Raw genomic sequence first — 24253 nt, 5'->3', positions numbered from 1 at the left:
GACTCAACGAACCCTCTCCGGGAGATCACGAGCATGACCACTTCCAAACAAACCACCACGTCGATCGAAGGCATCGTCCCCGTAATGCTGACGCCGTTCGACGAGGCCGGCGCAATCGACTACGCCGGACTCGAACGCCTGATCGAGTGGTATATCGCGCATGGATCGGACGCGCTCTTTGCCGTCGCGCAGTCGAGTGAAATGCAGTTCCTGACGCTCGCCGAGCGTGGCGCGCTGGGACGCTTCGTCGTCGACAAGGTGGCGGGCCGCATTCCGGTCGTCGTCTCCGGCCATATCAGCGACGACCCCGAGGCGCAGGCCGAAGAACTCAACGTGGCCGCGGCCACGGGCGCGCAAGGCATCGTGCTGGTGACGAACCGGCTCGACCCGAAGCAGCAGGGCACGGAGACGTTCGCGGCGAATCTCAAACGACTCCTCGCGCGCCTGCCGTCCGACATTCCGCTCGGTTTGTACGAATGCCCCGCGCCCTACCGCCGCCTTCTCTCCGACGACGAATTGAAGCTGTGTATCGACACCGGCCGCTTCATCATGCTGAAGGACGTAAGCTGCGATCTCGCCACGGTCAAACGGCGCGTCGCGCTCGCCGACGGTTCGCCGCTGAAAATCCTCAACGCCAACGCGGCCATTGCGTGGGACGCGATGAAGGCGGGTTCCGCAGGCTTCAACGGCGTGTTCACGAACTTCCACCCGGATCTGTACAACTGGCTGCGCAACGATGCGGCGCAAGACCCGGCTCTCGCAGAGGAACTCGCCACGTTCCTCGTGCTCGCCGCCGTCTCCGAATCGCTCGGCTATCCGGCGCTCGCGAAGATTTACCATCAACGGATCGGCACATTCAGTTCGATTCGCTGCCGCGTGATCGACTACGACGTGCGTGAACGCTTCTGGGCGCTCGACGCGGTGCTCGACAAGATCGTCGCCGGCACTGAGCATTTTCGTGGCCGTATCGCGGCACTCGACGCAAGCCGCTCCGTTCGCTAGCGTTTGCTGGGAGGATTTCCGGATCACAGGAACGTCCGCTGAAACTGTCACGCGCGCTCACGCTTCCCGCGCGCGCAGGCGGCGGTAAGATGGCGGGCGTTCCCCGATTCATTCTGCGCTTTCCAACCTGATGCCTGACTCCCTCGACCCGCCGGCCGCCGCCCGCACCCAGACGAACCGCGCTCGCCGCAGCACGGGCCGCAGCGTGCTTTCCGATGTCGCCAAGCTCGCGGGTGTGTCCACGGCGACCGTATCACGGGTCTACAACGAGCCGGACAAGGTCTCCGCGAACGTGCGTGAGCGAGTCGAGCATGCCGCGCTCACACTCAACTGGTTTCCGAATGCGGCGGGCCGCGCCCTCGCCTCCACGCGCAGCCACATTGCCGGCATCATCATTCCGACGCTGGATGATCGCGTGTTCGCTTCGCAGGTGAGCGGGATGCAGGCGGCGTTCGCGGCACGCGGCATCACACTGGTGCTCGGCTGTTCGAACTACGATCCCGCGCAGGCGCTCACGCAGGTGCGCGCGATGCTGGCGCGCGGCGTGGAAGCGATGGCAGTGGTGGGCGAAGCTCATCCGCCCGAACTGTTCGATGCGTTGCGGCTCTACCGCGTACCGTATGCCGTCACGTATGCGTATCGCAAGGACAGTCCGCACACCTGCATCGGCTTCGACAATCACGCGGCCTATGCGGAGATCACCGAACATCTGATCGGCCTCGGGCATCGCTCGTTCGCGGTCTGCATCCAGCCGACGCGCGATAACGACCGCGTGCAGGCACGCGTCGCGGGCATCCGCGCGACGCTCGAACGGCACGGCCTCGCCGTGCGGCCGGAACATATGTTCGAAGGCGAATCGACCATGGGATTCGGGCGGCGCAGCCTGCGCACGATCTGGCAGGCGCCGGGCGAGCGTCCCACAGCGATCATCTGCGGCAACGACCATATCGCGCTGGGCGTGCTGCGCGAGGCGGAAGAACTGGGCATCGCGATTCCCGGCGAATTGTCCGTCACCGGCTTCGACGATCTGGAGATGGCGCAGGAGATTCGCCCCGCGCTGACCACGATGCGCGTCGACACCTACGAAATCGGGCGGCTCGCCGCGCAATATCTGCTCGACACACTCGACGGCAAGCGTCCGCAGCACGGACACGAGGTGCATGCCCTCTTCCAACTCAGGCACTCGACGGGACCGGCTGCGAGATAGTTCCGCGGCGGCGCTTTATCGACGGATTACAGCGTGGCTGTCACACCGCCATCCACGTAGAGAATGTTGCCATTGACGAAGTTCGAAGCGTTGCTCGCCAGGAAGACCGCGGCACCGACGAGATCTTCGACATCGCCCCAACGCCGCGACGGCGTGCGTCCGATCAGCCACTTGCTGAAGGTCTCGTCCTTGACGAGCGCCTCGGTCGATTCGGTCTTGAAGTAGCCCGGCCCGAGACCATTGACCTGGATGCCGTGCTGGCCCCAGTCGATCGCCATGCCGTTCGTCAGCATCTTCACGGCGCCCTTGCTCGCGGTGTAGGCGGCAATGTTGGGACGGCCCAACTCGCTTTGCACCGAACAGATGTTGATGATCTTGCCGCGTTGCCGCTCGATCATATGCCGCGCCACCGCTTGTCCGACGAGGAACACGCTGTCGACGTCGGTCTTCATCAGATCCTGCCATTGTTCACGGGAGAACTGTTCGAACGGCGCCGGCGGCCGTGCTCGACCATTGCATGACATCTTGCAGGTTGCAAGCGCTGTCTTGCGACGCGGAAAGTGTTCGCGGTAATGCCGCTTCAATGCGCAACACGAGGGCACTCCGACGCCCATCAATCGCTCAGCGCGTCCCCATGATCGCCACGCGCTTTGGCCAAAGCGAAATAGGTCTGTAAGGCAGGCGCCGAGTCGTCGCTCAACGAGCAGATTCGCGCCAGCCAGTCGGCCTCGGCGGGCCATTCGCCTTCGACCACGCGCGGATAGATCTGCCGCACGAACTGATGCAGCGCCTTCGCGCCGATATTGCCGCTGATGCCAAGAAGGACGTGTAAGGCTCCGTGCGTCGATTCGAGGTCGCGGGCCGCCACGCTGGCGGCGAGTTGCGCCACGGTCGAGCGAATCTGCTCGATGCCGTTGAGGAACGTCTGGTCCAGCAAATCGAGCGCCACCAGTTCTTCGAGGTGTTTCTCGTCGAGCAGGGGGCCTTCCTTGATCGGCGCAGGTCTGCCCGCTTGCACGGCGGGCCTTTGTACCGGCTCGGCTTTGATCGGCGCATGCGACGCACGTTGCTGGGCAAACTGTCTTGCAAGGGAAGCATAGAGAGCGCCGATCTGCACGGGCTTGATCATGACCTCGTTCATGCCCGCGGCAAGACAGGCCTGCACGGCTTTCATATCGGATTGCCCGGTCAATGCAATGATGGGGACCTGAGCATATGAATCAGCACGGACGCGAATCGACGCAGTCGTTTCCACGCCGCCCATTCCTGGCATGTTCATGTCCATCACGATGGCATCGATGGGGCCCTTCTCCGCCAACCTCGCCAGCACGTCCGGCCCATGCTCGGCCTCGACGACGCGTGCGCCGCATCGCTCCAGATAACCCTTGGCAATCCGCCTGCTGTAGGTGTCGTCGTCCGCCACCAGAATCGTTTTGCCGGCAAACCCGTCGAATGGATGGCTGTGAACATGCCGATTACCGCTTTCGAAGAGCGTCTGAAGCGCGGTGATCAGTTCCACCGCGCTGGCGGATTTGCTGATCATGTCGTCCATACCGGCGCGGCGGGCAAGCACACGCGTCACATTGGCCGGCTCCGCCGTATAGGCGGCGATCAGCACGTTCCAGTTCGGGTCTTGATGGTCGGCGCGGATCTTCTCGGTGGTGGTGTAGCCGTCCATGACCGGCATATTGATGTCCATCAGCACGAGGTCGTACGGCGCTGACAGCCGAAGCGCGCTCAACGCCACCTCGCCGTTTTCCGCTTCGCTCACGTCCGCACCCACCTTCGACAACGCACGGCGGCTTCGCGCCCGCTGAGTGGCATCGTCGTCCACGACGAGAATGCGTTTGCCGGTGAAAAACGGCGTGGCGCGCTCGAAGATCTTCTGCTCATGCTCTCCAACTTCTCTGCTGGAGACGACGGGGAATTGCAGCGTGAACTGAGTAAATTTGCCGACTTCCGAGCGGCAGGCAATCGTGCCGCCGAAGGCGCGCATCGCGCGCTGGCAATAGGCAAGGCCGAGCCCCGTACCCGCCGAATTGCCCGCGGTACGGAAAGGCTCGAACAGATGCGGCAGCAGGTCGGGCGCAATGCCGGGGCCGGTGTCATGAACCAGCACCGTTTGGCGGTCGACTGTAAGCGTAAGCGTCGCCAAAGGATGCGTGGCAATGTGATGGAGTGCGTTCTTGATCAGATTGAATAGCGTGAACAGATAGACGGTTTCGTCGACCTTGAAGATGAAATCTTCCAGCACCGCGAGTCGGACTTTGGCGCGCTCCTTCTGATCGCCGAAGCCGTATTCGTCCAGCGCTTTACGCGTGGTGGCCGCCGCGCTCAGATAGGTGAAGTGATCCGAGCGGATGGGTTTCGCACTGACTTCGTCCAGCGTCATGGCAATAATGCGCAGGCCCCGATCAATCGACAATTGGCCGTGGGCGAGATGTCGATAGAGCAACGCCGCCCTGTCATGCGACAAAGCCGGCGACGGGTTGGCCTCCGTCACCGCGGGCAGCGCCTCTTCCATGCGATCCAGTACGTGCCTCAGTTGGCTGAGAGGATTGCGCATTTCATGAGCGATCGAGCCGGCGAGCGCGCGAAACGCGACATTTTTTGCCTGCGCAACGATGCCCTTCAGGTTGCTGTAACTGAACGTAAGGCCGGCGAAAATGCCGAATGTAAAAACTGGCAGATACGTGTAGAGAAATAGCTGCCCATCCACGTGGAGGGATTGCGGAATCACGATCCTGGCACACAGGACGGCAAGGCCAATACCCAGAATCAGATTGAGTGCTAATGCAACGAAAGACGGAAATATGGCGATCAGGAAAAACACCATGCCCAGCTCGGCCATTGACCAGAGCATCGAATAGTGACCGGCAATCAGGTAATAAGTGAAAAAGAACGGTAGCGTATAGGCTACCGTTACGAAGTAATACCACGGCAGGAAGCGCACGGCCGAAGCGGGCCAGAAACGGCGCAAAAGCAGCAGCGCACAGGCGGCTGTGCCGAAAGCACGCATTTGCAGGCTTTCGTTGGGTTGAGGATCGATGTACGTCCACCACAGCCAGTACAGCGGATGTCCGATCGTACCGATTACGCCAACAGCCAACACGCTATAGTCCGACACCTTGGCCGAGTCGTAAACCACTCGGTTGAGGTAACGGATGCTCCCTGAAATGGCTCTCATGTCGTGCTTTATGTTTATCTATCCAGCCTCAGAATTTGAAGCTGCTGACGTTGAATGACATGCCGGCACTGCCGACCCAGCACAGCACCCGGTCGCCTCTCTTCAACTGCCCGTCGTCCTTTGCCAGTGAAATCGCAGCCGGGATCGAAGCCGACACGAGGTTTCCGGTTTCCGGATAGATGTGATACATCTTGTCGTCGATTCCGACCTTTGCGCCATAACCCTGCCACGCCGCCTTGGAGGATGCGTGGGTGAAGACGATGTCGATGTCTTTCTTCGGAACAGGCAGTTTAGTCAATACCGCGGACAGTTCGTCCGAATTCTTGTGAAGCTCATGGCCGAATGATGTGAAACGCATGTCGCCGTTTTTCCCGATCCGCTCGGTTGGGTGGCAATACCCTTCGTAGCCGGGGATCGGGATGGTGCACAGGTCCGACACTTCCGGCTTCGCGCGGAAAGCGAAGCTGAAGTTATCCGGCTCTTTTGCGACGAGCAAGGTAGCGGTCGCCGCCTCGCCTATCGTGAACGACGGCAAGGTGTATTCAATCTGAGCCTGGTTCTTCAACGCAAAATTCCCCGGATAGAGTGGACCGCCTGCAAGCATATTGAACTCGGCATTCACAATCATAGCGTTTCTGTACTGGCCCGACTTGAAAAGGCTGTCGATAATCGCCATGGCTCGGGTCCAGCTCATGCAGGCGTCGACCACATCGAAACATTCCGCATTGACGAAGCCAAGCGTGCTCGCCATCATGTGGCTGTTGCCGGGTTCGAGGAACCCTCTTCCAATGCCGACATAAATAAACAGCTCGATATGCTCCGGCTTCAGATACGTTTCCGATAGCGCCTTGCGCGTCGCCATCGCGACATGATCGATAGGCGACTCATGGCTTTCACACCAGCGCCGGTTGACCAGTCCGCTTCTGTCGAGCAACGTCTTGATGGTGCGCATCCCCCTGTCAATGTCGCCCTCGTACTCTTTGGAATGGAATCGAATCATATCGATCACTTCCTCGTTCGTAACGATCCTGGAGGGCAAGCTGACTGCTACGTTTTTAATAAGCATAAAGAATCCATGAAAAAAATTAACGCGGTGGGTAGAAGTACGTTTTGCGCCTATGGCGGCGAGTATCTGGGACGCCAGATACCCGGCCTCGCGGCGCTGGTACATTAACGCGTCCACCGCAATTCATGAAAAAAGTCCCGCTTTGGCATGTTGCCAATGGGGTTGGGGATGTTGGGGTGGCGGGAAGGGCCGGCGCGCCGGTGGTGGCGTTGGAGGGTAGTTCCGGCGGGAATCAGGGTGTACCGGTATTCGCGGAACGCAGCGATTGGCGGCCCCGCGAATCGGTCGTCCGGCCCGGTCTCCGACAATGGACCGGCATCCGCCTTCATCCCGCGGACGCGGCGCAGGCGCTTCCGGGGGCGACAACCCGGTCTGCGGCGCCGCGCAGGAACGCGAGAAACTCAGCGGCGGGCAACGGCCGGCTCAACAGGAAACCCTGCATCTGATCGCAGGCAAGTTCGCTGAGCGTGCGGAACTGCGACTCCGTCTCGACGCCTTCCGCCACGACCTCGATCTGCAACGCGCGCGCGAGCGTCACGACGGCGGACAGCAAAGCGCTGCCGCGTTGACCGGCGGAGTCGAGGTCGCGCATGAACGAGCCGTCGATCTTGATCTGGTCGAACCTGAACCGCTGTAGGTAGCCGAGGCTCGAGTATCCCGTGCCGAAGTCGTCGATGGCCACGGTATAGCCGCGCGCTTGCAGCGCTTCGATCGTCCGGCTCGTTTTCTCGATGCTCTGCATCGCCGTGGTTTCCGTGATCTCGAACATCACACGACACGGATCGACGCCGGCAACGTCGAGTAGCGCGTCGATACGCGCCACCAGGTCCGGCACGTTGAACTGGATCGGCGAAAGATTTACCGCCACGGCAATCGCAGGCAGCCCTTGCGCATCCCACAGCGCGATGTTGCGGCAGACCTCACGCAACACCCAGTCGCCGATCTCGACGATGAGACCCGAGCGTTCCGCGAGCGGGATGAATTCGAGCGGAGCAATTTCGCCGAGTTCCGGATGACGCCAGCGGATCAGCGCCTCGACGCCCGTCACCGATTGGGAGGCAACGCTGAACTTCGGCTGGAACGACACGCTGAGTTCGCCGTCGCTCAACGCGCGATTCAGATCGCGTTGCAGGATCAGCGACTTGAGCGCGATGTGGTTCATCTGCGGCTCGAACACGCGGAACGTGTTGCGTCCGCTTTGCTTGGCAGCGTACATCGCGGCGTCCGCGCTATGGAGCAGCTCGTCGGCATTGCCGCCGTCGCAAGGATAGAACGCGATACCGATGCTCGCGCTCACGCGCAGCGGCAGTCCGTCGACGACGATCTCCTGGGCGAGCCGCCGCAGCACGCCATTGGCGACTGCCGCCGCTGACGACGCATCGGCCACGTTCTCCACCACGATCACGAATTCATCTCCGCCGAGCCGCGCGACCATGTCGGTATGGCGCAAGTCCTGACGCAGACGCTTGGCGCACACCTGGAGCAAGTCGTCGCCGACGCCGTGGCCGAGTGAATCGTTGATCGACTTGAAGCCGTCGAGGTCGATGAAGAGCACGGCGAACATAGATTCTCTGCGCGCGCATTCGGCGACCGCCTGCGCAATGCGCAAGGCGAGTTGCTGACGGTTGGGGAGGTTCGTCAGCGCATCGTGCGTGCCGAGATAATGCAGTTGTCGGTTCGCGCGCTTCAGAGAAAGAGAGAGGCTGCTCGTATGGAAACCGAACAATGCGAGCGTGCCGACCAGCACGGTGAACGACGTCGCCGTGACGACGAGCGCCAGCCAGTTCGCGTCGAACTTCTCGCCGGAGAGACACAGGCTGCCGGCGGCGAAATTGGCCGCGCTCATGCCGAAATAGTGCATGCCGGTAATCGCGATCGCCATGATGAAGGCCGCGCCCAGCCGCTTGACGACGAGGTTCCCGGCGTCCGATGCACGCAGCGTGAAGGCGAGCCAGAGCGCCGCTATCGATGCGGCGATCGCCACGCCCACGGAAAGCGCGACTTTCCAGATCGTGTATTCGATTCCCGGCGACATCTGCATTGCGTGCATGCCGGTAAAGTGCATCCCCGCCACGCCGAAGCCCATGATCGTCCCCGCGATGCAAAGGCGCCTGTGCGACAGCGCGCCACGGCTCGCGGTGGCGAGCGCGATCAACGACACGCTGATCGCGAGGAACAGCGACGCCGCGGTAATGAAAAAATCGTAGCCAATCGGAATCGGCAGCGAAAACGCGAGCATGCCGATGAAATGCATCGACCAGATGCCGACGCCCATCGACACCGCGCCGCCGACGAGCCATAGCGGCCGCCGTTTCGCGCTCGCGAGCGCGTTCAGGCCACCGGACAGCTCCACCGCCGTGTAGGACGCGAGGAATGCGACCACCAGCGACAGGCAGACCAGTAAGGGATTGTAGACACCAGTCATCGGCCCTCTCTCTTTTTCGTATCAGTCTTATGCGACTGTTTTTTTGCATCTGGGGCTTGGCTTCCGCGAGCCGCGCCGCGTTAGTTCGGCGGCGCGTAGTCCCCTCTGCTCTAACGGCAGAGTGGGGGATAACTTTATGCTTTTGTGGGGGGATGTTGCGTCGGGCGGGCTCCGTCTACGTCAACTGCGACTGGACCACGGGTTTGAACGGCCGGTCATATTCTCCCTCGTGCCCGTAATTTGCACCGGCCCGCTTTTTCACGTCCTGTTCAGTCAACAACTTGATCCAATCCGCCGCCTGAGTCCGCTGCCGCCCTCGGGCGATTAAACTCAAAGCCGGTCTTTCGAGGGGGCTTCTCTCAAGCAAACCCCACCCCTCGATCTTACAACCTGCCGCTCCCTCGGGCGGCAGGTTCTTTTTCGTCGATACTCCCATTCTCTCGCCAGTTGCAGGGCAACCGCACGTCGGCCCGTATGTATCAGAGTCTTTGATTGCCACTTTCGATACCAATATTCCCTCGTCGTGGCTAACCGGCAATTGACCACACCGCGGTATTTGTTGGGAAGAACTGCCAAAAGCATGGCCGCATCCGCCACGTCATGAGGTGTTTTGGACCTGAGCCAATTACCCATCAAGTCAAATGACCATGCCATATGAAACGGTCATTCCCGCCTTCGTCTTTATAGACAAGGCTTCCCATCTTTTCGCAGCGCCCCTCGAATCGCATCGATGTGATCGCAACCCCCTTCGAAGCTACCCGATGGCATCAAGCGAAATCGCCCGCAGTTGTGCGAGACTTCTAGCGAATAGAACTGCTGATCCACACGAGCGGGGCGCACATGGATGAGAAAGTAACTTACGTGTATGAGTACACCGGTGGCTTTGGTACATACCGTACTACCGGTACACGGGCAGCACACCAACTTCCCCTTGTCGGCGACAACGTAACAATGAAGGTCGACGAACTGGGATTCGATGGCGTTCTGCGAGTGAAGTCACGGCTCTTCGATTACGATAAAACAGGCTCACTAACCGTCATTCTGGGTCTGTCTCACACGGTTGCTTAGGATCGCTCGTGAGTTCGCAGCGGGAAGAGTCAACTTATTGATGCACGCAGCCTGAATCCAATACATGTGTACCGGCTCACCACACAGCAGGCACTAAAAGAGGAGTGTCCGCAATCCCGGGACATGACCGCCTTGTTCCAGAACGCTTCACTTTTATGAAAGAGTCACTGATGGAAGACATTCAACAGCTGCGGATGCAACTTCTCGCGTACCAGACGCTAATCGCAGCGCTGCTCGCCAAGACATCTCCCACAATCAACGAACTGGAGCGTATGCGACGTGCAATCCGACGCAGCGCCACGTTCCATCCGATGGACGAACAGAGTCGCGATTCGGCGGGCGAGTACGCTGCAGCGATTGAAGACGTATTTCTGTCTGCGTCGCTGGTCATTCAGGACCTTAGAGAACCACCGGCTGTGTCTTAGTGAGCGGCGTCTGCGGGTCGAGGTCTTGCAGAGAGTCTGCTGACCACCGCCGTGGTTGAGAGATGTCCGCTCCGGCGGACAAAAAATCGCGCGCCGCATTCGAGGAAACCATGCAGCTACCGAGCGTTGATAATTTTGTCAAAGACCAGCAACACGGCATCACGTACAACATTTGCGCTTATCGAAAACTTTCCTGGGACGAGATGATGCGCGCCGTGCAAGTCTTCAATCAACAACAAGGAGGACGCCCACCCAGGCAAGGAGCGGTCGTCAAAATTTTTTCAGTGATGGGACTCAACGATGGGTAGTCGCGCGATTTCGCCGCCCCGCTATGGGGCCAACCGCGTGTCCGAATGGCAAAACGTCCTTCGGTATCTTGTGCGTTCTAATTTGAAGCGAAAATAGCGGCTCACTGTGCAAGTGATCCGCCAATCGGAAAACAGTGAACCGGAACGAACATTTTCGTCTCCTTTATCGAGCCGTCTTATGTCACTGCTCAGTCCACCGCGGAATGTATAGCCACAACCCGCGCTTTGCGTCTAATTCAGGATTGAAAGCAGATCGGCAATGCTCACATTGGGTAATTGCTTGGCGATCATGTCCCAGAAGATCACATCGTGCATCGCGCTCGCATCTTCGGCCGTTCTCCACTGCCGCGCGCCGACGATGCTATCGGCGGTTTCGCTGGCGGCATCAACGATTGTCTTAATGTGTTGTTTGTGCATGAACGGGTTATCGGCTGCGCGGCCGACTTATTTAGGCCCTCGCGCAATCGTTTGCTTAATGTATGACTGAGCTTGACACAATCCCGCTTGAATCTGACGGCCGCAACCAGCCCCGTGCGGCGAACGCACCGCGTGGCGCGTCTACATGATACGGGTGTCATCCTTCAAAAATGACTCTGGAAAGCCCTACCCCGAATATTTCCGGATCAATTGGAGTCAGACAATCGCTGCGCAACAGCAAATCGAAATCAGGATGAGGCCGTGTGCCGACGGCCGGTGCGATTCTATCAATCCCGGCTCGACCTTCCTCCGAGCGGCCGCTATCGGAAACATTCTGTCCGAAGAGACACCACCGTTTCGACCGCGCTTGACGAATTGCTACCCGCCATAGGTTTCCTCGCGTCAATGGCGTTCTGAGCACCGGTCTCAAACGAGGATGAAGAATGCAAACCTCGTCCAATTCAGAATCGTTACGCCATGACAACGCTTTTTCCGCAGGCCTGGTGACGCGCGTCGAAGCCGCAGACAAAGACAGATTCCTCATTCTGTTATTGCGTGAGGCGGGATTCGGAATTACAGCGAGATAGAATACTTACCGGGCATTACCCAAGCGCGCACGCTGCACGGGTACCAACATCTCGAATAGGGCTTTGTCTCGTGTCTGGTATAAATCATTTTTGAAGATTCCCTATACATTCCGTCTCAGTCTATCCAGGATATCGTCTCGACGTATTCGAATTTTTTTCCGTTTAAACGCGTGCCCCAACTCGGTGCTCCCATACCCACTCAATGTCTCCACTGCCAATGTCTTGACTAATTCAGCCTATAATAATGGCGCCTGTATCATTTGCATAACAGGCCTCGACAAAAGAATTACAGGGTCTTGAGAGAGGCTTTACAGGCCACAACATTCCGGGGTAAAGAACCAATGGGGCTGGTACATATTCCGCCGCTCAGCTCGCGGCAAAGTGCGGTGCCGGCGCAAGTGAACGCGACGACTCACGTCGACATAGTGCTGTTCAATGGCTTTGCGCTGCCTAAGGTCGCAGCGCTCATCGAAATATTCCATAAGGCGAACGCGCTCGCCGCGTCGCAACGATCGGGCCGCGCGCGCTACGACGTCTCGCTGCTTTCGGCTGCGGGTGGCCGCATTGCGAGCTCGTCGTCGGTGTTCGTCTGGACAGACAGCGTCGATTCACACAAAGGCACGAGCGACACGCATCTGATGTTCATCGCAGGCGGCGCGGGCGCGCAAGAGGCACGCTGCGATGAGCGCCTGCGCAATTGGCTACGCCACAGGCATCCGTTCAGCGAAATCGTTCACCCAATCGCTGAGGGCCGGCTGCTTCTGGAAGCGGCTGGGCTTCCAAGCCGCTATTGCCCGCTGCTGCGCAGCGGCTCCGAAGCGTGCGACCGAGGTCCGGCACGGTCGCAAGGCGACACGCCCGCGGCCGTGCGCACGGCACTGCACATCGTTGAAGAAGACCTCGGGCCTGAACTGGCGCGTCAGGTTGCCGAGTCCGTCGCGCCGCCGCATAAGACTCCTTTCAGCTCTTCCGTCGCCCGCAGCGGGGCGCCGCAGGTTAGCGAGAAGATCATGGCATCGGCCCGGTGGCTGGAGGCAAACGTCGATCGTCCCATCTCAATCGACGACGCGGCGCGTCTCGCAGCCATGAGCGAGCGCAACTTCTTGCGGCGCTTCAAGAACGAGATCGGTATGACGCCCTCCGACTATCTGCTTCGCGCGCGTCTGAACCTGAGTTGTCAGATGCTCATTGAATCGCGTTTGCCCATCGACAAAATCGCACGGCGCTGCGGAATTGGCAGCGGCGGTCAGTTGGCTAAGCTTTTCAGAAAGTATCTGGCGACCACACCCACCGATTACCGGCTGAGCAAAGAAGCCTCTCCGAGTAGCCTGAGCTGAGCCCGCAGCGTGGCGCTCCCCTGAAAGCGAATACCTGCGCACGGTGATCCGCCTTGCGGAGAAGCGGCCGAGCTCATTCCGGGCTGCTTCCACCGACGCCCGCCGCTTCTGTTTCGATTGCCGATAGCCCTGCGACGGTGCAGTGCCCTTAGCCAGCCACCGGGCAATCCGATGCATTGATACGGCCGGCACAAGCGATACGGATCGACACCCGTCATGGGAGCGCACCCGACAAATTACACCGAAAGTAGTCAGTAACTGATGCCAATGTTTCCGGGTCTATTTTTTCCTTTCGGGTCTCAGTGGCGAACTGCAATTAGCGCAATAGCGAGCATTAATTCACCACTGCTTTTTCACATCGCGAACTTTTCACATAGAAAAAAGAGCTGGCTGAACCTGCTATAGCGACCGAAATGATGCAATGTGTATAACTCGGTTAACCACCCACACTCGCGACACCACCCTGATATATCGTCATTTCGCCATGATTTGACCGTATTTGAGTCAGCTGGCAATGAGGCTCCAGACGCGGACTATCGCGACACGGCGCCCTCTTTCGCGCCGATACCGCGCGCCAAATATTCAATTGCCGGATATGAAGCCAATATGAATTTCTTGGCGTTCGTCAGCGGCAAATCGATGCATTTCGTGTCAAAAAATTACCAGCCTGGATGTTCTTGATCAAATCCGCCAAGAGCATGGTTGAATCGGACGCCCCTGTCTGATCAGAGCACCCCCGCGAATATGATGCGCTGCAGAAAACTCATTTTCGCTAATAGTGCCGGGGGCCAGCGGTATGGAATGTGCGACTGATATAACGAGGAAAACAATTCATCTCATGATGGGCGGGAGCGTGGGGTTGGCGCGCCGCCGCAGACAGGTTGTGATTCTCCTGTTCGAAGGTTTTTCGCTCATTCATATGGGGCGCCTGGCGGAGACATTCAGTCTCGCCAACCGTTTGCGTCATCCGGACAACGCGCTACACAACTACTACGACCTGCGTCTCGTGTCCGCCAGCGGCGGAGCCATACGCTCGTCCTCGGGCGTGCTGATCTGGACCGACGCGGTCGACTCCCACTACGCGAAAGATGTTCATGCGCTGTTTGCGCTCGGAGCCGTGAGCGCACCCGTCGAAAGCGACGAACGGCTGATCTCGTGGTTACGTCACGCCTATCCGCATGCGGAGGTGGTGCAGGGGATCGGCGGAGGTAATGGCGTTCTCGAAATGGCTCGACTCGAACCCAAGGATGTTGCAGTGACTGAGGTGGCAGGTGGTGCGATGACCGCAAGCGCGCTGTCCGCAACCAGAACCGCCGGCATCGACGCCGACGCTAGTGTCGCGCTAACCAGCGCGTTGTCCGTCGTCAAACGTGATTGTGGCTACGAGACGGCCAGCCAGGTCGCGCACGACCTGCTGCCCGTCACGCCGAAACAGTTCACCCACTCGGTATTCAATTCCCGCGAGGCGCGCGCCAGTGACCTGATTCGCACGTCAGCGTATCAGTTGCGGGTCAGCAGCGAGAGCCGTATATCGATTGCGGATGCCGCTCAGGCTGTGGCAATGAGCGAACGCAATTTCCTCCGCCGCTTCAAACAGGAGATCGGCGTGACGCCGACGGAGTTCGTCCTGCGGGTCCGCCTCGAAAAAGCCTGCCACATGCTGGTCGATACCGACCTGCCCGCCGACAAGATCGCCCGTCGTACGGGTCTGGGTAGTGGCGACCGACTGGCCAAGCTGTTCCGCCAGCACCTGCAAATGTCACCGACAGAGTATCGGACCAATGAGCGCAACCGGTTGGCTGATAACGGGTCGTCCGAACCGCCCACCGTCAAGCGGGTACGCCGCCCCGTTTCGTAGAAGCGAGCGATAGCTGGCTGCTTCCTCAACCGGCTCCACGGAGATTCTCATGAAACAAGCTGTCGCACGCCTGATCGATAGCGGGTGCATTGCGCTCGCGGCTGTCATCGCAGCCCATATCGCTCCTGCGCAGGGCCACGAAAGCGGCCCACTTCAGTTGCTGTTCGCAATCGTTATCCTGATGTCGTCAGCGGCTCTTTTGCCGATTGTTCGCGTTTACGCCGTATCGCCCATGCGCTCGTTGTATCGCCTCGGGACCCGAGTTCTGCCGGCATGGCTGGCCCTGCAGTTCGCCGGCTTGCTGCTCCTGCTGTCCATTCAGCACCAGGATGAGACGCTGGTGTCCTGGATCGCATGGTGGACCTGCATAGGCGTCGTACTGCTCGCGGCATGGCGAGTGATCGCCTCCACGATGCGTTCCTCCCCGCGTGTTGTCGGGTTGCGCGCCCGTAACATTGTCGTCGTGGGCAACGGCGAATACCTCAAGCTGATCGTTGCGAAGGTCGACTCCAGCAATCACCCGGATTTTCGTGTCGCGGAAGTTGTCGAGTTGCACGACGCCGGCGACCGCCCCGGCTCCGCCATGGGCGAGCATGGCCAGACCAAACTGGCCCGTCTCGCAGGGCTAGCGGAGTCCGGCGGCATTCACGAGGTATGGCTCGCGTTACCGCTGTCGGCCCACGCCGCGGCGGCCCATTGCATCGAAGCGCTCAAGAACACGCTGGTGGAAATTCGGCTGATGCCGGACTTCATGCCGCTCGGACTGTACGCCGGCGTCGCGTCGCTCGGCACACTCGACATCCCCTCGCTCAGTCTTTCTCCGTCGGCCATTTCTGATGAGGCGATGACCGGCAAGGAGATCTTCGACAGGGCCTTTGCACTGGTTGCGCTGATCGGGCTTGCACCGCTATTCGTGGTGATCGCGATCGCCATCAAGCTCTCGTCGCCGGGTCCGGTTTTCTTCCGGCAACGCCGCAAGGGCCTGAAGGGACGGCCGTTTTCAATCTACAAGTTTCGTTCGATGCGAGTTCATGCGCAAGAGCGTGGCGTAGTGCGTCAGGCGACACGCAACGATAACCGTATCACGCCCGTAGGGCGCTTCCTGCGCCGCACGAGTCTCGACGAGATTCCGCAGTTCATCAATGTCCTGCGCGGCGAAATGTCGATCGTCGGTCCTCGTCCCCATGCGCTTGAACACGACGACCTGTACGGACCGCTGATCTCGGGCTATCTCGACCGCTATCGCATCAAGCCGGGCATTACCGGCTGGGCGCAGATCAACGGCTATCGAGGCGAAACGGACGCGCTGGAGAAGATGGCAGGCCGCGTTGAGTACGACCTGTATTACCTGCGTCATCGATCGTTCTGGATGGATATCAAGATCGTGCTATGCACGGTGGTCCGTGGGTTCTTAAGCAAGCAGGCGTACTAGTCATCGTGCGGAGCCGCGGACCGCGAGAAGGAGGTCGGCGAGCCCAATAAAAAGGAATCGGAGTGAAGCAATTGAAAGTCAGGTCCAACGCGCTGCGTCGCGGCGGTGTCAACATGTTTTCGATAAATCGGGTTGCATGGATTGCGGCGCTCCAGTTCGCCTTGTCCGCCTGTTCGGTTGCGCCCGGCATGAAAATGCAAAAAGCGTCTACGTTGCCGATAACCAGTGCGAGTGTGCAAGCGCCGGCCGAGCAGTTGCCCGTACCGATGACCGAAGTGACCCTGTCGTCAATCGACGAGATCCGCAGTGAAGCTGAACGCCGTAACGATGCCAGCGCCAGCGCCCTGCTCGGCCGCGGCCAGGCTTATACGATCGGTGCTGGCGATGTGCTCCAGATCACAGTCTGGGACCACCCGGAACTGGCCGCGGCTTTGGGCGCGCAGCCACCTGCGAACGCGCGCACCTACGACCCGCCGCCGGGATTCGTCGTCGACGACACAGGCTATCTGCGGTTTCCCTTCGTCGGAAATATTCACGTCGAGGGCATGAAAGTCGACGAAGTCCAACGCAAGCTTGCGGCGGAACTGAGCAAGTCGTTCCACGATCCTCAGGTGACGGTGCGTATTGCGTCGTTTCGCGCGAAGCAGGTGTACGTCGACGGCGAAGTACGTACGCCGGGAGCGCAATCCATCAACGATATTCCGACGACGCTGTACGACGCCATCAGTCATGCCGGCGGGTTCAGCGCGGCTGCGGATCAGAGCCGCATTACGTTGACTCGCAACGGTCAGTCGTACGACATCAATTTCACGGGGATGCTGCAGCGCGGTTTGAACCCTTCGAAGATCATGCTGCGTCCCGGCGATCTGATTCGCGTCTCCGCCAGAGAAGAAAACGGCGTGTTCGTGCTGGGTGAAGTGACAAAACCCATTACCGCGCTGCCGCTACGCAGCGGTCAGTTGACGCTGAGCGACGCGCTTTCACAGGCGGGCAGCATCAGTTCGACGACCGCGGACGCCACGCAACTGTATGTGATCCGCGGGCTCGGCAAGGACGCACGTGTCTTCCACCTCGACGCCGCGTCGCCCGTCTCGATGATTCTCGCCAATCGGTTCGAACTACAACCGAAGGACATCGTCTACGTCGACGGAAACGGGCTGGTTCGCTTCAGCCGTGTGTTGAGCCTTCTGCTTCCTGGTATCAACGCCGGACTTACGGCGGGGTTGGTGACGAAATGACCATGACATTGCGATTTCTCCGAAGCCAGCGCATGACGGTGCGGTCATGGTGAATCGCCGTTCCGCAATGGGTCTCTCAGCCGGCGCCGCAATACTGGGCGCCACGGCTGTCTCGCGTGGGTGGGGCGAATCCATTGAGAATCGATCACCGAGCGGATTTCGCTGGATCAGTGACTTCGCCGCCAAGGGCAAGGGTGCGACGGACGACACCGGCACGTTCCAGCGCGCGATCGACTACGTGCGCAATATCGCACTGCGCACGCGCGACACGTCGTGCTTACCGGCCTTGATGATTCCGGCCGGTCGATACGTACTCACGGAGACGATCGACACCGCGCCCTGGATCAAGCTGTGCTCGGTGGGCGGCGTCCTGCTCGACTTCTCCCAGTTGCCTGTGGGTTGGGACGGCTTGACCTGCAGAAACGAAACCACGCTTCCCGCGACAGAGTTGCGTTTTCCGGGTGACCGCTCGCCGTTCCTCGACGGCACAGGCGGCACGATCTCGATACTTGGCCCCGGGAAGGCGCGGGCCGAAGGATGGGGCATCGTGATGGGCAACCGGCAAGCCGGATTTTCGGGCGCCGTGAGAGACGCGGGTGGCCGCAATGTCGTGGTCACGGGCTGGCGTGGCGCGCTCCGGATCGATCCGCTCAATACGTACCTCACCGCGTGGTTCTCGTCGCGGTTCGAACAGAACCGCGAGAACGGCATTTACGTGGCTGCGGGGGTGGGCAGAAGCGTGAATAGCGGCGAACGGATGACCTTCGTCGATTGCACGTTTGCCGGGTCCGCGCGTGCCGTCGACATCAACTCGGACAGCATGGATTTTGTCTTCGATGCCTGCTCGTTCGATTTCAACGGCGACGTGGTGTATTTCGGCCGTCAGGCTCGTTTCGGCACGGTGGCGCTCAACCACTGTCACATCGAGGGTATCGACGGACTGCTGGTCAACGCCACGGCTTCGGGTAAGCATCTTCGCGCCGTGTTCCGCGACTCGATCGTGCTGCCGAGACGCTGGAAGCGCAAGGACCTGAACAATGCGCCTCGTCAATTGGTCGCGGGCACTGCGAAGTTCTCCGCCTCCGGCGTCGAGTGGCGTTTCGAGTCTCCACCGCAGGGGGCGTTGACGGCGTTGATCGGTGACGAGGTGCCGGTCGAGTCGGTGACCGCGATGAGCTTCCAGAAGGTTCAGGCGCTGCCGTGGCGGGGAGGCGTGATCAACGCCGACAGTCTCTTCACGGTGGATCGCCCGGGCACGCGCGTGGACGCGCTCACGCACTGGAACATGTCAGTCGCCACGCCCGGTCAGACTGCAGGCCAAATCGTCGCTTCGGACCCGGTTGCCGGAAACAGCGCAGTGGCCAGCTCGAGGCAGGCCTTGCGGCTGGCGTCGAACGACCAGGATAACGCGCCATTCTCGGTGATCACACGTACACCTTTCCCGGTCAGTCCCGGCGAAACCGTTCTGGCCGCGTGTACTGCCACAGCGACGGGCATAACGGGCCGCACGGCATTCGCGTTCCAGTTTTTTGCCGCAGGGGGCGTTCCGCTGAGCGTGAGTGAATCGCAAAGCGCGGCGAATGAACTTCCGTCTGCACAAGCAGCCGTTCCAGCCGGCGCCGTTCAGGCTGTCCTCAAGACGACCTTCACCGGCTGGACGGGAAAGCTCGAGATCAACGAACTCGCGGTATGGCGCTCGTCATGACGTTGGATGCGCGAACGCCCATTCGAGTCAGCAACGTCTCAACACAAAGAAAGAACAACCAGATGATTTCCAACGTTCTAATGGTTTGCCACGGAAACCTTTGCCGCAGCCCGATGGCTGCTGCCCTTCTTCAGCAACGCGTCGAAGGTCTGCGCGTCGGTTCCGCCGGTCTGGCAGCCGAGGTGGGACAACCGGCGGCGACCGAGGCCGTCGCGGTACTTTCCGAAATGGGCATCGACATCCAAGCGCACCGCGCCACGCAGTTGACCCGACAGATCGCGAACGACGCGGAGCTGATACTGACGATGACCGCAGCACAGACGCGAAGTCTGCAGTCGCTTTATCCGCTGATGCGCGGCCGCATCTTCTCGATACGCGGCTTCGACGATGCTGATATCGATGATCCGATGGGCATGCCCATCTCCGCATTCCGCGCGTGTCGCGAGGCATTGACAGACGGTATCGACTACTGGGTACGGCGACTGAAAAGCCTGAATGAACCAACGGGCGACCGCGTCTATCCGGAAGCCGTCTGCGTTGGCGGAGGTGCACAGTGAACCCGCCGTATGCTCCGCACGAAGCAGCCGCCACTGAGAAAGAGTTCAACCTGGCGGCGATGCTCGATGTCTTCATGCTCTATCGCCGCATGATGCTGTGGATTTTCGGAACCGTCTCGATTCTCGGCATCGCGGCGGTACTGCTATCGGATCCGCAATATCAGGTCAACATCATCACTCAGGTCGACGAGGGCTCTGCCGCAACCACCGCGTCGTCGCTGCTGGGCCAGGATCTTTCGTCGATGCTCGACGTCAAGTCGTCCGCCGACACGGAAATGCAGGTGCTCCAGTCGCGGCTTGTCGTGGCTTCGGCCGTCGATAACCTGCGTCTGGATATCGAGGCGGAGCCCGCGCGTTTTCCGTTCATCGGTCGCGCCATCGCGCGATCCAGCAAGGGGCTGTCCCACCCTGGCTTCCTCGGCATGGGCGGATACACGTGGGGTGACGAGAGCGCAAGCGTCCAGCGCTTCGACGTTCCCACCGGATTCGAGGGAGAACAGTACCGCTTGACGGTTCTGGGCGCCGGGAGCTACCGGCTTTCGGGCGCCGGCCTCGAACAGGACGTTGTCGGCCGGATCGGCAAGACCGAGACTTTTGTCAGCGACGACGGTCCGATCACCTTGCACGTGAGCGCGATCCGCGCGGCACCTGGCGCGCGCTTCAAGCTCACGCGGCAATCGCGTCTGGAGACGATCGACAAGCTTCAACGCAGTCTTTCCATCAGTGAGCTGGGCAAGGATTCCAATGTTCTTCAGGTCAAGCTGCGCGGCAGCGACCCGGTGCTGATCACGGCAATCCTGAACGATATCGCCCGCCACTATGTCGGCCAGAACGAGGACCGCAAAGCGGAGCAGGCCGCGCGATCGCTGACCTTCCTGCGCGGCCAGGTACCCGACTTGCGTGCGAAACTCGATGCCGCCGAAAGTGCCTATGCCGCGGTTCGAAGCAAGCTGGGATCGGTGGATCTCGACGGTGAGGCGCGCGCCATCCTGCAGCAATCCGCCGACAATGAGACCCAGGTCAGCACGCTCCTGCAAAAGCGCGCGGAGGCGCTGACCCGCTTTGAACCGACGAATCCAACGGTGGTCGCGCTCGATCGCCAGATCAAGGTGCTGCAGGCGCAATCGGCCGGGTTCAGTCAACGCATCGATCGTCTGCCGGAGACCCAACGTCGGGTGGTGACGGCACAACGTGACGTCAAGATCAGCAATGACCTCTACGTCGGCTTGCTGAACAACATCGAACAGTTGCAGATTCTGGAGGTGGGACGGATCGGGAACGTCCGCGTTCTCGATAACGCGTTGTTGCCCGACCAGCCGATCCGGTTGTGGCGCCCCGTGTTGTGTCTCGTCGTGGTCGTGCTCGCCGTGTTTGCAGCGGCCGCTACCGCGTTCATCCGCGATCTGCTGTTCCGTGGGATTTCCGATTCACACGAGATCGAAGAACAGACCGATCTCAGCGTGTTCTCCGTGGTGCCGATGGCGAACCGCAGTGGCTTCCGGTTGTCCGGGTACTTGCGTCGAAAAACACCCCCGCGGCGACCGCTGGCATTCGTCGATCCGGCCGACCCCGCGATCGAGAGTTTGCGCAGTCTTCGTACGGCATTGCAGTTTTCGCTGTCCGACTCGGGCAACAAAGTCGTGATGTTCACCGGGCCGTCACCCAACATCGGTAAATCGTTTATCGCGTCGAACGTGGCCGCGGTTCTCGCACGGACCGGCAAACGTGTCCTGTTGATCGACGGTGACCTTAGACGCAGCGGACTGAGCCGTGCCTATGGCTGCCACTCGGCCGTTGGGCTATCTGACGTGATCGCCGGTGCCAGTGGGCTCGACGCGTCGATCCGCAACGTCGAGCGCTCGACGCTCGACTTTCTCCCAAGCGGGTCGATGCCGCCCAATGCTGCCGACCATCTGAGCAGCCCGAGCGTGTCCGATCTTTTCCAGACCCTCTCCGCGTGGTACGACGTGGTGATCGTCGACACCGCACCGCTCCTCCCTGTACCCGACGCCGCCATTCTTGCGCCCTATTCCAATGGCAATGTGTTCCTGGTGGCGCGCGCCTCCATCACGAAGCCGGCGGAACTCGAAGAATGTGCGCGCCGCCTGCGGCAGGTCGGCGTCGACGTGAAAGGCGTGGTACTCAACGGGATCGATCGGCACGCAGGACGATTCCGGTATGGCACGACCTACGGAAGCTATCGCTACGCGAGCTCGCGAAGCAAAGATCCTCGCCCCGTGCTGGACGAGGTCGCGCAATGACGCAGCGAGGCCGCGATGCCTGGGCGGCATCTTTGCTCTCCGTCAGCGCGCTGGGATCGGCCGGGCTGGCGTTCGCCGTACAGGCGATGCTGGCGCGGTCGCTGTCACCTTCGGAGTACGGACAGTTCGCCGCCGCGCTCGCCGTCGTGACCATCATTGCCCCGGCGGTCGGCTTCGGCGTGCCGTCCTTCTGGCTAAAGGCCTACGGCACCGAAGGCTGGGCGGCAAAGCGCTGGATGGAGGCATCGGTTCGTTTCATCACTCGCAGCGCGCTCGTGTGCCTCGTCGCCGCCGCGCTCTGGGCATGGGTCGGCACGGCCGACGCGCGCACCAGCCAACTGCTGCTGTCGATGCTCCCCGTGGTATTGACGCAGGGCGTAATCGAAATGGCCTCGGCGAAACTGCTGCTCGAAGAGAAGTTCGGGCGGGTTGCGATGTGGCAGGCATTGCAGCATGCCGGACGTCTCGGACTGGTGCTGGCTTGCTGGCAGCTGGGGGCAAGCAGCGAGGCGATTGCGCTCGGCTTTGGCTGCATGGGCGCAATCGTAACGCTGTGCGCCTGGCGGTCGGTCTCCGCGCTGCGGCGTGGTGCTGTGGAACTGATTGGACATGGGGCGAAATCCGCAGCGCGACGGATGAGCGGGAGTTTGACAACGCCGTCGATCTATGAACTCTGGCTCAACGCCATGCCCTTCGGCGTCTCCAGTCTCCTTTTCTATGCGTACGGACAAAGCGGGCTGGTGATCGTCTCGCACCTCGGCACGTCGCAGGACGTCGGCGTCTATAGCGTCGCCGTGACGATCCTGACCGCGCTCTATCTATTGCCAACCGTTTTGTTCCAGAAGCTCCTGATGCCGCGCCTTCATCGTTGGGCTGCGTCGGGCGACGAGCGTCTCGAACGAGTGTACCGGGACGGCAACAAATGGATGTTCGCCTCCGGTGTCGCACTGGCCGGCATCGCAGCATTGCTCGCGCCGTTCGCAATCCCACTGGTATTTGGCAGGCAATACGAGCAATCAGTGAATGTGGTGATGCTCATGACGCTGAGCACGCCATTCAGATTCCTGACCGTCAGCGCCTCTTCCGTGATGACGACCCGCAATCTGATTCATGTGCGTAACCGCTGCGCCTTCGCTGCGTTGTTATTCAGCGTCATTGCTGGAATGATCGGCGTGTTGCTCGCAGGCATCGTCGGCGCCGCGGTTGCGTCGGTCGCAGGCGAGGTCGTCTGGGCTGCGCTGTCCGTGCTGTGCGCCCGTCGTTTCCTGGCCGGTGCACGGCGCAAGCCGGCACCTGTCGCCGACGTTCAGCAGGATGCCCAGATTGCGCCCTCCTTGCTATCCGAACAGATTCCCGTAAGCGTGATCATTCCATGTTTCAACTGCCGCGCTACGATCGGGCGAGCCGTCCAGTCGGTATTTCTGCAGACGTGCCGCCCACGAGAGTTGATCCTCGTCGACGATTGCAGCACCGACGGCACACTCGACCTTCTCGGCCAACTGGCGCTGAGGTATCCAGCCAACTGGATCCGCGTACTGCCGCAGCCTCGCAACGCCGGACCGGGTGCAGCGCGTAATGCCGCATGGGCGGTTGCAACACAGCCCTACATCGCGTTTCTCGACTCGGATGACAGTTGGCATGCCGCCAAGATGGAGATCCAGTACGGATGGATGCGTGCTCGTCCGGAGGCGGCGATCACTGGCCATCCTGTGGCGCAACTCGAGCCCGGCGAGCATCCCGAATCGCAACCATGGCCTTCTGCCATCGCGCCGCGCCGCATGTCGCGACAGCGCATCCTGTTCTCGAACCGCTTCACGCCGTCCAGCATTCTGATGCGCGCAGATGTCGGCGCCCGGTTCGACGAGAAGAAGCGGCACGCTGAAGACTATTTCATGCTGCTTGAAGCTGTTCTGGTGGAGCAAGGCGAGGCCTACCTGTTTCCGATTGCCCTTTCATACGTCTACAAGGCGCAGTTCGGTGCGCAAACCGGCCTGAGCGCTCAACTCTGGAAAATCCAGAAAGGTGAACAGGATAACTACCTCCACTTCCGCAGACGCAGAGTCATCAGCAACGTCGAATGGCTATGTTTTTCCCTGTTGAGCGCAGCCAAGTATTTTCGGCGCTGCGTGCTGTCGCGGAGATTTACGTGAGAAAAGTACCCGCATCCAGCGCA

18 protein-coding genes are annotated in these 24253 nt (G+C 60.4%); 13 read left to right on the top strand and 5 right to left on the bottom strand.

From position 1 onward, the window contains the following. Nucleotides 1-33 precede the first annotated feature (33 nt). Nucleotides 34-1002, top strand: coding sequence for a dihydrodipicolinate synthase family protein (locus P0D96_RS13165; RefSeq protein ID WP_408313741.1), 969 nt, complete (start codon nucleotides 34-36; stop codon nucleotides 1000-1002). Between the two features lie 130 nt (nucleotides 1003-1132). Further along, nucleotides 1133-2209, top strand: coding sequence for a LacI family DNA-binding transcriptional regulator (locus tag P0D96_RS13160; protein WP_408182045.1), 1077 nt, complete (start codon nucleotides 1133-1135; stop codon nucleotides 2207-2209). Nucleotides 2210-2235: 26 nt separating this feature from the next. Here P0D96_RS13160 and P0D96_RS13155 read toward each other — a convergent pair whose 3' ends face one another. From P0D96_RS13155 to P0D96_RS13140, 4 genes are all read right to left on the bottom strand, one after another. Then, nucleotides 2236-2733 (bottom strand): SDR family oxidoreductase, encoded by a 498-nt coding sequence (locus P0D96_RS13155; RefSeq protein WP_408313740.1) that lies wholly within the window; start codon nucleotides 2731-2733, stop codon nucleotides 2236-2238. An 89-nt stretch (nucleotides 2734-2822) separates the two neighbouring features. Continuing rightward, a complete protein-coding gene (locus P0D96_RS13150; protein ID WP_408313739.1) occupies nucleotides 2823-5396 on the bottom strand; it encodes an ATP-binding response regulator in 2574 nt (857 codons plus the stop codon). Between the two features lie 28 nt (nucleotides 5397-5424). Beyond that, the gene (locus P0D96_RS13145; protein ID WP_243658503.1) at nucleotides 5425-6567 is read right to left on the bottom strand and encodes a 3-oxoacyl-[acyl-carrier-protein] synthase III C-terminal domain-containing protein; all 1143 of its coding nucleotides are present in this window, start codon (nucleotides 6565-6567) and stop codon (nucleotides 5425-5427) included. 220 nt (nucleotides 6568-6787) lie between these two features. After that, complete coding sequence (locus P0D96_RS13140) at nucleotides 6788-8887, bottom strand: putative bifunctional diguanylate cyclase/phosphodiesterase (protein ID WP_408313738.1); 2100 nt, start codon at nucleotides 8885-8887, stop codon at nucleotides 6788-6790. Between the two features lie 840 nt (nucleotides 8888-9727). On the opposite strand from P0D96_RS13140, the gene P0D96_RS13135 reads away from it, so the two are divergent. The 3 genes from P0D96_RS13135 to P0D96_RS13125 all read left to right on the top strand — a co-directional run bounded on the left by P0D96_RS13135 (nucleotide 9728) and on the right by P0D96_RS13125 (nucleotide 10688). Beyond that, the gene (locus P0D96_RS13135) at nucleotides 9728-9955 is read left to right on the top strand and encodes a hypothetical protein (protein ID WP_408182040.1); all 228 of its coding nucleotides are present in this window, start codon (nucleotides 9728-9730) and stop codon (nucleotides 9953-9955) included. Between the two features lie 170 nt (nucleotides 9956-10125). Further along, nucleotides 10126-10380, top strand: coding sequence for a hypothetical protein (locus P0D96_RS13130; protein ID WP_132381546.1), 255 nt, complete (start codon nucleotides 10126-10128; stop codon nucleotides 10378-10380). A gap of 62 nt (nucleotides 10381-10442) precedes the next feature. Beyond that, nucleotides 10443-10688 (top strand): hypothetical protein, encoded by a 246-nt coding sequence (locus tag P0D96_RS13125; RefSeq protein WP_243658501.1) that lies wholly within the window; start codon nucleotides 10443-10445, stop codon nucleotides 10686-10688. A 231-nt stretch (nucleotides 10689-10919) separates the two neighbouring features. Here the strand turns inward: P0D96_RS13125 and P0D96_RS13120 are convergent, their stop codons facing one another. Beyond that, the gene (locus tag P0D96_RS13120; protein WP_132381545.1) at nucleotides 10920-11105 is read right to left on the bottom strand and encodes a hypothetical protein; all 186 of its coding nucleotides are present in this window, start codon (nucleotides 11103-11105) and stop codon (nucleotides 10920-10922) included. A 928-nt stretch (nucleotides 11106-12033) separates the two neighbouring features. Here P0D96_RS13120 and P0D96_RS13115 point away from each other — a divergent pair. From P0D96_RS13115 to P0D96_RS13080, 8 genes are all read left to right on the top strand, one after another. Next, nucleotides 12034-13029 (top strand): GlxA family transcriptional regulator, encoded by a 996-nt coding sequence (locus P0D96_RS13115; protein WP_132381543.1) that lies wholly within the window; start codon nucleotides 12034-12036, stop codon nucleotides 13027-13029. Nucleotides 13030-13912: 883 nt separating this feature from the next. Further along, entirely contained in the window at nucleotides 13913-14887 is a 975-nt protein-coding gene (locus P0D96_RS13110; protein WP_408313735.1) for a GlxA family transcriptional regulator, read from the top strand. A gap of 49 nt (nucleotides 14888-14936) precedes the next feature. Further along, the gene (locus P0D96_RS13105; protein ID WP_408313733.1) at nucleotides 14937-16319 is read left to right on the top strand and encodes an undecaprenyl-phosphate glucose phosphotransferase; all 1383 of its coding nucleotides are present in this window, start codon (nucleotides 14937-14939) and stop codon (nucleotides 16317-16319) included. Nucleotides 16320-16432: 113 nt separating this feature from the next. Next, nucleotides 16433-17557: a polysaccharide biosynthesis/export family protein gene (locus P0D96_RS13100; protein ID WP_408313731.1), complete on the top strand. Its 1125-nt coding sequence runs from the start codon at nucleotides 16433-16435 to the stop codon at nucleotides 17555-17557. 46 nt (nucleotides 17558-17603) lie between these two features. Beyond that, nucleotides 17604-19262 carry a glycoside hydrolase family protein gene (locus P0D96_RS13095; RefSeq protein WP_408292217.1) on the top strand — a complete coding sequence of 553 codons (1659 nt, stop codon included), beginning with the start codon at nucleotides 17604-17606 and terminating at the stop codon, nucleotides 19260-19262. After that, on the top strand, nucleotides 19247-19819 hold the full coding sequence (locus tag P0D96_RS13090) for an arsenate reductase/protein-tyrosine-phosphatase family protein (protein ID WP_121311450.1): 573 nt from the start codon (nucleotides 19247-19249) through the stop codon (nucleotides 19817-19819). Before P0D96_RS13095 ends, P0D96_RS13090 begins: the two co-directional genes overlap by 16 nt. A 59-nt stretch (nucleotides 19820-19878) precedes the next feature. After that, on the top strand, nucleotides 19879-22080 hold the full coding sequence (locus tag P0D96_RS13085) for a polysaccharide biosynthesis tyrosine autokinase (RefSeq protein ID WP_408313956.1): 2202 nt from the start codon (nucleotides 19879-19881) through the stop codon (nucleotides 22078-22080). After that, entirely contained in the window at nucleotides 22077-24230 is a 2154-nt protein-coding gene (locus P0D96_RS13080; RefSeq protein ID WP_408313729.1) for a glycosyltransferase, read from the top strand. The genes P0D96_RS13085 and P0D96_RS13080 overlap by 4 nt, the downstream gene beginning before the upstream one ends. Nucleotides 24231-24253: the final 23 nt, after the last annotated feature.

It is taken from the genome of Paraburkholderia sp. RL17-347-BIC-D (assembly GCF_046027915.1).
Lineage (GTDB): Bacteria > Pseudomonadota > Gammaproteobacteria > Burkholderiales > Burkholderiaceae > Paraburkholderia.
The sequence above is the reverse complement of the archived record's forward strand: the minus strand, read 5'-3'. Positions and strand labels throughout refer to the sequence as shown.

Excerpts from the sequence above, each read along its gene's own strand:
- P0D96_RS13130 (WP_132381546.1), top strand. The coding sequence starts at position 10,126 with ATGGAAGACATTCAACAGCTGCGGATGCAACTTCTCGCGTACCAGACG.
- P0D96_RS13160 (WP_408182045.1), top strand. The coding sequence starts at position 1,133 with ATGCCTGACTCCCTCGACCCGCCGGCCGCCGCCCGCACCCAGACGAAC.
- P0D96_RS13085 (WP_408313956.1), top strand. The coding sequence starts at position 19,879 with ATGCTCGATGTCTTCATGCTCTATCGCCGCATGATGCTGTGGATTTTC.
- P0D96_RS13125 (WP_243658501.1), top strand. The coding sequence starts at position 10,443 with ATGTCCGCTCCGGCGGACAAAAAATCGCGCGCCGCATTCGAGGAAACC.
- P0D96_RS13145 (WP_243658503.1), bottom strand. The coding sequence starts at position 6,567 with ATGTACCAGCGCCGCGAGGCCGGGTATCTGGCGTCCCAGATACTCGCC.
- P0D96_RS13080 (WP_408313729.1), top strand. The coding sequence starts at position 22,077 with ATGACGCAGCGAGGCCGCGATGCCTGGGCGGCATCTTTGCTCTCCGTC.
- P0D96_RS13115 (WP_132381543.1), top strand. The coding sequence starts at position 12,034 with ATGGGGCTGGTACATATTCCGCCGCTCAGCTCGCGGCAAAGTGCGGTG.
- P0D96_RS13165 (WP_408313741.1), top strand. The coding sequence starts at position 34 with ATGACCACTTCCAAACAAACCACCACGTCGATCGAAGGCATCGTCCCC.
- P0D96_RS13140 (WP_408313738.1), bottom strand. The coding sequence starts at position 8,887 with ATGACTGGTGTCTACAATCCCTTACTGGTCTGCCTGTCGCTGGTGGTC.
- P0D96_RS13120 (WP_132381545.1), bottom strand. The coding sequence starts at position 11,105 with ATGCACAAACAACACATTAAGACAATCGTTGATGCCGCCAGCGAAACC.
- P0D96_RS13155 (WP_408313740.1), bottom strand. The coding sequence starts at position 2,733 with ATGTCATGCAATGGTCGAGCACGGCCGCCGGCGCCGTTCGAACAGTTC.
- P0D96_RS13150 (WP_408313739.1), bottom strand. The coding sequence starts at position 5,396 with ATGAGAGCCATTTCAGGGAGCATCCGTTACCTCAACCGAGTGGTTTAC.
- P0D96_RS13090 (WP_121311450.1), top strand. The coding sequence starts at position 19,247 with ATGGCGCTCGTCATGACGTTGGATGCGCGAACGCCCATTCGAGTCAGC.
- P0D96_RS13135 (WP_408182040.1), top strand. The coding sequence starts at position 9,728 with ATGGATGAGAAAGTAACTTACGTGTATGAGTACACCGGTGGCTTTGGT.
- P0D96_RS13095 (WP_408292217.1), top strand. The coding sequence starts at position 17,604 with ATGGTGAATCGCCGTTCCGCAATGGGTCTCTCAGCCGGCGCCGCAATA.
- P0D96_RS13100 (WP_408313731.1), top strand. The coding sequence starts at position 16,433 with ATGTTTTCGATAAATCGGGTTGCATGGATTGCGGCGCTCCAGTTCGCC.
- P0D96_RS13105 (WP_408313733.1), top strand. The coding sequence starts at position 14,937 with ATGAAACAAGCTGTCGCACGCCTGATCGATAGCGGGTGCATTGCGCTC.